General features: G+C 67.6%; 7 protein-coding genes and 2 pseudogenes. 4 read left to right on the top strand and 5 right to left on the bottom strand.

Annotation, left to right across the window (positions count from 1 at the left end; all coding sequences use genetic code 11):
- The 3 genes and pseudogenes from Pth03_RS16345 to Pth03_RS42110 form a co-directional block, all read left to right on the top strand.
- Window positions 1–434: hypothetical protein (locus tag Pth03_RS16345; RefSeq protein WP_203945105.1), on the top strand; the 434-nt coding region annotated here is incomplete at its 5' end.
- 493 nt (window positions 435–927) lie between these two features.
- Window positions 928–1,100: pseudogene (locus Pth03_RS42760) on the top strand (IS256 family transposase); the annotation flags it as partial.
- Window positions 1,101–1,240: 140 nt separating this feature from the next.
- The gene (locus tag Pth03_RS42110) at window positions 1,241–2,167 is read left to right on the top strand and encodes a phage tail protein (protein WP_203945104.1); all 927 of its coding nucleotides are present in this window, start codon (window positions 1,241–1,243) and stop codon (window positions 2,165–2,167) included.
- A gap of 11 nt (window positions 2,168–2,178) precedes the next feature.
- On the opposite strand, the pseudogene Pth03_RS41490 reads toward Pth03_RS42110, so the two are convergent.
- Together Pth03_RS41490 and Pth03_RS16325 are read right to left on the bottom strand one after the other, a co-directional pair.
- Window positions 2,179–2,526, bottom strand: a pseudogene (locus Pth03_RS41490) (trimeric intracellular cation channel family protein); the annotation flags it as partial.
- A gap of 444 nt (window positions 2,527–2,970) precedes the next feature.
- Complete coding sequence (locus Pth03_RS16325; protein ID WP_203945103.1) at window positions 2,971–3,510, bottom strand: hypothetical protein; 540 nt, start codon at window positions 3,508–3,510, stop codon at window positions 2,971–2,973.
- Window positions 3,511–4,988: 1,478 nt separating this feature from the next.
- On the opposite strand from Pth03_RS16325, the gene tmpA reads away from it, so the two are divergent.
- Window positions 4,989–6,638: a 2-trimethylaminoethylphosphonate dioxygenase gene (gene tmpA / locus Pth03_RS16320; RefSeq protein ID WP_203945102.1), complete on the top strand. Its 1,650-nt coding sequence runs from the start codon at window positions 4,989–4,991 to the stop codon at window positions 6,636–6,638.
- A gap of 8 nt (window positions 6,639–6,646) precedes the next feature.
- Here tmpA and Pth03_RS16315 read toward each other — a convergent pair whose 3' ends face one another.
- From Pth03_RS16315 to Pth03_RS16305, 3 genes are all read right to left on the bottom strand, one after another.
- Window positions 6,647–7,432 (bottom strand): GntR family transcriptional regulator, encoded by a 786-nt coding sequence (locus Pth03_RS16315; protein WP_239119084.1) that lies wholly within the window; start codon window positions 7,430–7,432, stop codon window positions 6,647–6,649.
- A 279-nt stretch (window positions 7,433–7,711) separates the two neighbouring features.
- On the bottom strand, window positions 7,712–8,167 hold the full coding sequence (locus tag Pth03_RS16310; protein WP_239119089.1) for a cupin domain-containing protein: 456 nt from the start codon (window positions 8,165–8,167) through the stop codon (window positions 7,712–7,714).
- Window positions 8,168–8,191: 24 nt separating this feature from the next.
- Window positions 8,192–9,052, bottom strand: coding sequence for an NADP-dependent oxidoreductase (locus Pth03_RS16305; RefSeq protein ID WP_239119083.1), 861 nt, complete (start codon window positions 9,050–9,052; stop codon window positions 8,192–8,194).
- Between the last annotated feature and the right edge of the window lie 224 nt (window positions 9,053–9,276).

Raw genomic sequence — 9,276 nt, 5'->3', positions numbered from 1 at the left:
CACCGGCTCAGGCTGACACCACCGCTGACACCGACGCACCGTCCCAAGCCATCGACGAACTGTTCCAGGACCCGCCCGTCTTGCTTCCTGGCCTGCTCTCGGAAGGATCAGCGGATGGGTCCGGGATCGAAAATTCGTTCAACAATTCGTTCAACTGCGCGACCATCTTCAACAACATCGGCATAAGTTGCAACAAGATCGAAAGGCCGGATCCGTCGAAGATCGAGAACAAGATCTTTAACACCAACACCAACGACAACGCCAACGACTCCGCGGCTGAGGCCAAGGCGAAGTGCAACCAGGACGACGAGGGCAAGGGGCTTTGTCGCCCTGAGGCGGACGCCGCGACTGTTGACGCGGAGGCCGACGACGCTGCAGAGAGCGCCACCGACACCGTCCCGGCGGCTACTGCGGACGCTGCTCCCGCAGAGTAGGTCGAATACTTAGGGCACAACACGAAACCGGCCGGCGCCCAGGGAGACGCCGGCCGGTTTTCTATGTCGTGATCGCGCGCCCGTTGGGTCAGGCGACCGGCCCGCGCGCAGGGGGCGACAGGCGATCTGGCCTTAGTCACTCAGTCATTCTGACCCTCCCACGGACGCCACACAGCGTGAAAATTGGGGCGGGTTGCTCGCCGACGCCGGTCATAACGTGGGACACCTGAATCCCGTGCCTCAGTCTGGCGCTGGGGCCCGACCTTGATGGGTCATGCACTGTTGCTTCGAGCACGCCGGTCAGCATGTTCGGCTCCCGACCGAGGCCCGAGCAGCCCACCGCCCACCCCCGGCCGGCAAGGAGGATCACCCGTGGCGATGGGAGAACCTGCGGAGGTCCCGGACGAGGAGCACGAACCCCTCATCGAACGAGTCGCGGCGATCGATGTGGCCAAGGCATCCGGCAAGGCGTGCACTCGAATCCCTCACCAGTCCACACCGGGCCGCGATCATCCGCGTGGTCGGCGCGGTCCTTGCCGAGCAGACCGATGAATGGACCGAAGGCCGCCGCACATGGGCCTGGACATCCTGGCCAAAGCCCGCCTACGCGTAATCCCCGGCGACACACCGGACCGGCAACCCCTACCGGAGACACCCACCGCTTAACCTGCAGAAACAGATCACGCGGAGGCCGACTCACACACCACACCGCTGGACGTGACCAAGCGTGATGTCGGATGCGTCAACCGAGGGCCCTCCGAACCGTGACCTTAGGAGATGACGGTCATGGGCCTAGGAGGTCTCACATGGCACACAACGAACGGTGGCGCCGTCCGAGGGGACGTGGGCTGAGATTGGCGGCCCTCCTCGCCGCGGCCGCCGCGGCGGGCGGTCTCGCCACATCGGGCGGAATCGCCCTGGTGAGCGCATCTTCTACACCGAGCACGATCTACGCCTGCGTCAGCAAGACCACACGAGCCGCCCGGATCGTCCCCTCGACGACCAAGTGCAAGACAACCGAGTCGCGGCTCTCCTGGAACGTGAGGGGACCCCAGGGCCGCAGGGGAAAGACCGGCGCGACACGCAGAACGGGTGCCCAGGGCCCGGCGGGTAAGACCGGCGCGACCGGCCCTCAAGGGCCCAAGGGTGACGCAGGTCCGCAGGGCGCGACCGGTCCGACGGGGCCGACGGGGCCGACGGGGCCGACGGGGCCGACGGGTCCAGCGGGCCCCAAAGGCGACCCGGTGCCGGATCCCCGTTTCGGCACCGGAACCAGCCTCGCCGCACCGGGCGTCGGGACGGAGTGCACCATGGGGTCCGTGTGGCTGGTGGTCGGCAGCGTCGCCGGAGGCACCCCGGCCGCCGGACAGACGTTGGCGATCAACCAGAACCTGGCGCTGTTCGCGTTGCTCGGCACCTCCTACGGAGGCGACGGGCGGACCACGTTCAAGCTGCCCGACCTGCGCAGTGCCGCCCCGAACGGGCTGACCTACGTGATCTGCACGCGAGGCGTCTTCCCCGCGCGCGAGAGCGTCGAGGTCGTTCGTCCAGCCCATCGTCTGGTAAGCCATGATCAGGACTGGCTCCTTACCGCCGAGGAACACGCTCGGGCCGGATCTCGGCAACCGCTGGCGAGGTCGGCATCGCCCGATGGCTCGGCGACGAACCCCCGCACGCCCAGCGTGTACAGCACGGCCATGGCCGTCGAGCCGAGCATCGCCGGCACGGCGTAAAGCTGGCGGTCGTAGAGCAGGGTCGGCCTCTCGCCGGACAGGACATCCCGGATGACGCCGCCGCCGACCGCTGAGCAGACCCCGAGGAACACGGCGTGCAGCGGCGCGAGGCCGTAATCCAGGGCCTTTGTGGTCCCGACCGCGCAGAACAGGCCGAGGCCCGCCGCATCGAAGACCTGCACTCCCGGCATTGCCCGCTCGACCTGCGGATGCCAGAAGAAGGCGATCACGGTGGCCGCGACCGGCACGAGGAGATACTCCGCATCCCGGAACGCGGCGGGCTGCACACCGATGAACAGGTCACGCATGACGCCGCCGCCGACGGCGGTGAAGAACGCGAGCACCACCATGCCGACCACGTCGAACCGTTTGCGCACGCCCTGCAGCGCTCCGGACAGAGCGAAACTCCCGAGTAGAGGCAGAGCCGGCCTCACGTCTCCCGATGCCGATGATCGCCATGACGACGAGGAGGCAGAGGGCCGTCGAGACCCGGAAGACCCATGTGCGTACGGTTCCTCAGCGGCCCGGTCGAGGACCCGGCTCTGACGAACCGGTCCTTGAGTGCGCGGCGACCGGAGTGGCGCCGCACGTAATTCGGAAAACAAACGATATAGCGCGACGTGGGTTGCCGACCGCCCGGAGCTAACTCGTAGGCTCCACTCGGAGATTCCGGTTCTACATCTAGGCCAACGAGAGGGAGCCGCAGCGGCTGTAAGCGCCAGACCGGCGGGATTGTTGTTCGCTTATTAAACAACGGAGGACCGGCCCATGGGCCGGTCCTTCGCGTTTGACCCCTCGGCTCCTTACGTCCACGCCGGGATCGCGCTGCAGGCGTTCCTCACCTCAGGCAACAGGCACTGCGTGGCGAACGTGCCGACGATCGGCGCCGTGATGTTATTCGTGTCATCCATGATGTCCACGTTCGTGTAGCTCACCTGCGCGAGCTCCAGGCTCTGTCCAGCCGGACAAGAGAAGGCCCCTGCCGGCGGCGGGGCGAGCGTGACCGTGGCCGTCACCTGGCCACGGTCACCGGGGTTGAACGTGGCGCCCTGGCTCACCGGGGCGGTAACGGTGCGCTTGTTCGTGACCCTGGGGTTGACCCCGACCTCGTTGACGCAGACGTACGTGGCCGCCGCGTCCGCACTCGCGATGTAGTCGACGGATGGGTTATTGCCGAGTCCGGCTTCCATGAACGAGACGTTCAAGTTCGCGACGCTCAGCGCGGCGCTAGCCTGAACAAAGTACGCGTTGTACCCGCTGTACGCGTTTTGAGCTTGCGCGGGTAGCACCGCCGCAACAAGCAGGGCCAGCGGCGCAGTAAGGACGATCGCCAGTCGCTTCATGAGAACTCCTTAGGTGGGCTGGTAGAGTTATGGACGCTGCAGACTGCGCGTTGGCTCTACAATGAGGCCCAGATTCTGATATTCGTTGATTTGAGGCGGGTCGAATCCATCTGACTCCGCGGTCTGCGCACGGCCAGGGCGGAACCGCGGTTCGGCAGAAGTGACGAAGCACGCGCCGATCGCACCGGCGAACCCTTGCGGACCATCTGACATCGCCTTTGTGCCCTCGCCAGCAGGGGCTACAAACGGAGATGATCCACTCTTGCCTTTCCGCTTGTCGCTTAATTGAAATGCCCGTCCATGCCGACCTATTTTCACCCGCAAATACGCATTCGGCGCCTTAAGTATGTAAATATGCCAAATTGTCCCATATGTCCCATATCACCCATTCCCCAGCCCCTCACCGGCCCGCATTGGGCCCCACGTCTCGAATAACTACGAGTTGATAAATCTGAATATTTTATAGAAATGCAAAGAAAGGGAGAATGGCGATCGGCTTGATCATTGGGAGAAACGCCCCTGCAGGCATCAGATTGAGCACCCATAAAGAGTGATTCGGGCACGCCGAAGTACAAATTGCAAGCTCCCCGTTCCGATCACCCCGTACGCCTTCGACCCACCGCGGAGCGGCAGCGGGCCGGGGACGGAGGTGGTCTGCTGGGCTCATATGAATCGGCCCGTCAAGGTTCTGCATCTCGACCAGCTCGGTTGCGTGCCAAATGCTCGGTTAGTGCTGTTTGCCCCTCGTGTTCAGGGCGTGACTGGCTAACGGAATCGGTCCGGGTCGTCCTCAGATTCCTCCCTGCCTCCGGCAGCTGACTGATCTTGCACGGGCGCGGCCGGGTCAGGGATCGGCCGTAGGTCGACCGCGTAGCGTCGCGAAAGCGTCCTTGACGCGGCAGTGGCCGTGCGACGCAATCGGTCGGCGGAGGCGGGGCGAATGCCGCGTCATCACGAGCAGGTTGGTGACAGCGGTTCGCTTACCTGGCGGTGACCCAGCATGGGGATCATTCCTGCCACAGCGTGCGTCCCGGTCCGCCACCTGGCCTTCGGGAGGGGCGGCATGATCAGCTGGTCATCTCCGCCAACACGAATCCGGCCAGCTCACGAGCGACGGCGACCACGGTGACGGCGGGACGCTCTGCCGCTAGCGGGCCCAGACAGCCGCGTAAGGGGCTTCTTCTCCCCCGCCGACCATGTTCGACGCTGCCTAATGGCACGGACTTCCCATGGCGCACACCGAGCATCCGCGGCCTCCGAGAGCTCGGCTAGGGAGACGGTCGCCGGGATCAAAAAGGCCGGGTTCGCGATCGAAGGGCCCCAGCGTTTCGCCTTCCCGCGCGTCGACCACGTGATCGGACCTGCTTTCCCCTGAACACGACAGCGTGGGTTCACCAGATGGTTCTCCTTGACTCGCCTGCCGGACACCAGACCAAGCAAAGTTGGCTATACAACTTTTCTCATACTGGAGGACAACCATGCCGGACCTGCCGATTTCCGCGCCCCCTGCGACCGACCCCGCCGCCCTCGTCGCGGGGCTGCCGCCGATGTGGCTGAGGGACAACTGCCCGTGTGCCTCGTGCCGTGATCCACGCAGCGGGCAGAAGTTCTTTCAGATCACCGACCTCCCGGATGACCTCGCCATCGGCACCGTGACCGCGCGGCGGGTCCACGGCGCGGATGCGGTGGAGGTGACCTGGTCTCCGGACGGCCACCGTTCGGTCTACGCCGTCGAGTGGCTGACCACCCGCGACCCGGCCCAAGGGGACCACCGCAGTGAGGCCGGAAAGCAGCTGTGGGAAGCCGCGGACCTGGGGCCGCTGCCGGAGGCGGACTGGTCGGCCTATCTGTCCGAGGACGGGGAGCGTGCGCGAGTGCTGGAGGCCGTGCAGCGGCTCGGCTTCGCCCTGCTGCGGTCCGTGCCGACCGAGGAGGACCAGGTCCTGGCCGTCGCCCGATCTTTCGGATTCGTCCGTGAGACCAACTACGGCGAGCTCTTCGACGTCCGGGTGGAGCCCGCTCCGGACAACCTCGCCTTCTCCTCGCTGGCCATCACCCCGCACACCGACAACCCGTACCGCGACCCGGTGCCGACCATCCAGTTGCTGCACTGCCTCCAGAACGCGGCCGAAGGCGGCGACTCCGGACTCGTCGACGGGTTCCACGCCGCGGCGCTGCTGCGCGAGGAGGACCCCGAGGCGTTCGCCGTGCTGACCCGCACCCCCGTGCCCTTCGGCTACCGCGACGCCCGCGCCGAGCTGACGGCACACCGCCCGCTGATCGACCTCGACCCGATGGACCGCATCCGCGAGGTGAGGTTCAACAATCGGTCGATGGGCACCCTGCGGCTACCCGCCCACGAACTCGAAGCCTTCTACGCCGCTTACCGCACCTTCGCCGCGCTGCTACTGCGTCCCGAACTGCTGCTGACGTTCCGTCTGGAGCCGGGCGACTGCCTGATCTTCGACAACACGCGACTGCTGCACGCCCGCACCGCCTTCGAACAGACGGGAGCCCGGCACCTGCAGGGGGCCTACGCCGACCTCGACGGACTGGCGAGCACCCTGGCGGTGCTGCGGCGTACCACCGTCCTGGACGAGCTCGCCGAACTCTTCCACGGCCCGGGTTCCGCCGACTACCTCGGTGAGGCGGTCACCCAGGCCGAGCACATGCTGCAGGCGGGCGCGCTCGCCGAGGCCGCGGGCGCCCCCGCGCACCTGGTGGCGGCCGCCCTCCTGCACGACGTCGGCCACTTCGGCGGGCCGGTGAGCGGCGACGAACTGATGGCGGGCACCGACAACCGGCACAGCCACACCGGCGCCGACCTGCTCGCCCGCTGGTTCGGCCCGGAGGTCACCGAGCCGGTGCGGCTGCACGTCGCCGCCAAGCGTTACCTGTGCGCGGTCGAGCCCGGCTACCGGGCGCGCCTCTCGGAGGCGTCGGAATACACCCTTCACGTGCAGGGTGGCCCCATGAACGAGCAGGACGCCGCCGCGTTCGCCGCCCTGCCCGGCGCGGCCGACGCTGTCGCGGTCCGGCGCTGGGACGACGAAGCCAAGGAAGCCGACGCGGCGACCCCGGACTTCGAGCACTTCCGGCCGCTGCTCGCCTCCCTGCTGCGCCGCTGACGCGCGTGTCACCGGGCCGGGCCGGCGCGGTGCAGGCGTGAGAGAGCGGAGGCGGCGATGGAGTTGTGCACCGTGAAGGCGACGGTGCCCGGCAAATAGCGGTCCTCGGACCACTCCAGAGGCCGCCCCGTCGGATCGGTCGTATGACGGCGTTCGCGCAGTAGCGCGGCACCGTCGGCGCAGCCCAGCAGCCGGGCGTCGTCGGCGTCCGCGTAGGCCAGGTCGATGGTGTGGTCGGCGTCGGCGAACACGATGCCGTGCTCCAGCAGCGGCTCGGTGTAGGACACCTCGGTCACGGGCAGCTTGGCCACGAGTTCGCCGACCCAGACCGGGTACAAGGTCCGCTCGATCATCACCGGGCGGCCCGACAGAGTGCGCACGCGCAGCGCCGCGTACACGTCGGCGTCCGGTTCCAGGCGTAACCTCTCGCGCTCCTGGTCGTCCGCGGGGCGGACCACCATGGAATCCAGGACGGCGCCGGGTTCTTCGCCTATCGACCGCGCCCAGTTGGTGAAGCTGAGCAGTTCGGAGAAACTCTGCACCGGCGCGGTGCCGAGCACCACGCGCCGGGTGCCGCGCCGGGAAGTGACCAGGCCGTTCGAGCGCAGCAGTGCCAGGGCTTGCCGGATAGTGCCCCTGGAGACGCCGTAGTGCTTGGCGAGGGCCGCCTCGGCGGGGAGCTTGCCGCCCGAGCCGTACGCCCCGTCCGCTATGGCATCGCGCAGATCCGCGGCCACCCGGCGATACATCACGCCGTCGTCCGCGCCCCGCCGCGCCCCGTCATGATCCTTCATCCGGTCTCCTGCCGACTCTGCCGGCGCTTCCGCGAGCAGCCGTCCGGCGACTCTATCCGCCGTCACGCTCCTGCCGGCTCCGCCCGTTCGCCTTTCGGCGGCGTGACCCGAGCACCTGAGTGGTCTTGTACGCTCGGGCACGCCGTCTCGGTCGAAGTCGATCGTCTCGGCTTCGTGGGTGCGCCGAAAGACCCACCGTCATGCTTCGTAAGGCTGGCGACCAAGTTCTGGCAGGGGCAGAGTTCGTGCAGAGTGTTGCCGCCCGCTGCGTGCCCCGGGCTATGACCTCGGGTCGTCGACCTTGAGCTTGTCTCCGGTGTCGGAGACGAAGACGACCAGAAGCTTGGCTGGCTTGGTCCGGCTGGTGTTCTCGGTGAGGACGTGGTGGGCGCCCGGCTGCTCAACCCAGTTCTCGCCCTGGTGGTAGGTGGTCACAGGCTTGTCGTCGAGCTGGCTGCGCACGGTGCCGTCCAGGACGTAGGCGTAGACGAACGCCTGGCCGTGCCGGTGCGGCATCGCGCGTGCGTTGGGCGGAAGTTCGACGACCGCCGAGGTGAACGACTTGCCCTTCACATTCGGAAGGGCCTGCTGGAGCAGCGGTTTGAGGGTTTCGGCGGGGCGCGTCGATGCCGGAGCCGCGGTCACCCCCTCGGCATGGGCGGGCTGGTTGGAGGTCGAGCAGGCCGTGGCCGCAGTCAGCGTGGCGACAGCCAGGAGGCCGGCGGCGATCCGCATTCCGATCACGATGGGTCTCCTGATTCAGTCTTCCGCGACCCGGATGATCGTCTTGCCGCGGGTGCGCTTGCCGGGGGCGAACGCGGCGGGTGCCTCGGCGAGCGGCCGCACAGCACCGACGACCGGCCTGAGCCGACCTTCCCTCACTCGCGTGGCGAGATCGGTGAGCCGGGCGCGGTCGGGTTCGACGACGAAGAAGACCGCCCGCCCGTCCTTGGGCTGGACCTTGGGCGGCATGACGATGGTGACGAGCGTGCCGCCGGCCCGGACCAGGGCGGCGGAGCGGTCGAGGGTGTCGCCGCCGATCACGTCGAGCACGACGTCGACCTCGCCGGCGTCCTCGAGCTTGTCGGTCTGCAGGTCGATGAAGGTGTGGACGCCGAGTGCGAGTGCCTTGTCCCGGTTGGAGGCCCGGCCGGTGCCGATGACGCGGGCGCCGACCTCGCGGGCGAGCTGTACCGCGATCGAGCCGACGCCGCCCGCGGCACCATGGATCAGAACGGTCTGGCCTGTGGTGAGGCGGCCGTGGTCGAACAGGCCCTGCCAGGCGGTCAGCCCGGAGATCGGCAGCGCGGCGGCCACAGTGTGGTCGATGTCCGCCGGCAGCGGGGCGAGGTTGCGGGCCTCCACCGCGGTGTACTCGGCGAGCGTGCCGTTACGGGTCCAGTCGGCCAGGCCGAACACCCGCTGTCCGACGCTCAGGCCGGTGGTGCCGTACCCCAGCTCTACGACGACACCGGACAGCTCGTGCCCGGGCACGCTCGGCGTCCGGTCGCGGCCGGCGCGATCGGTCCACGTGGCGGGCCAGTCCAGCTCGCCAGGGGTGAAGCCGGCGGCGTGCACCCGCACGATGACGTCGTTCTCGGCCGCATGGGGGTAGGGCATGTCCGTCAGGGACATCCCGGCAAGACCCGCGTTACGGTCTCGCACAGTGATGGCTTGCATACAAGGTCCTTACTACGGAGGGGCGACCCGAGCGCACAGCCCGCTCGCGCGCAGGGCTCATAGCGGCTGCAGGTGGATCTATGCCGTTCTGCATGTTCGATCTCACCTGCTCTCGCGTATTCCTTCGTCGCCCGTTTTGCGTTCTCATCAGGGAGACGAGGTAG

Source organism: Planotetraspora thailandica, assembly GCF_016863335.1.
GTDB classification, from domain to species: Bacteria; Actinomycetota; Actinomycetes; order Streptosporangiales; family Streptosporangiaceae; genus Planotetraspora; species Planotetraspora thailandica.
The sequence above is the reverse complement of the archived record's forward strand: the minus strand, read 5'-3'. Positions and strand labels throughout refer to the sequence as shown.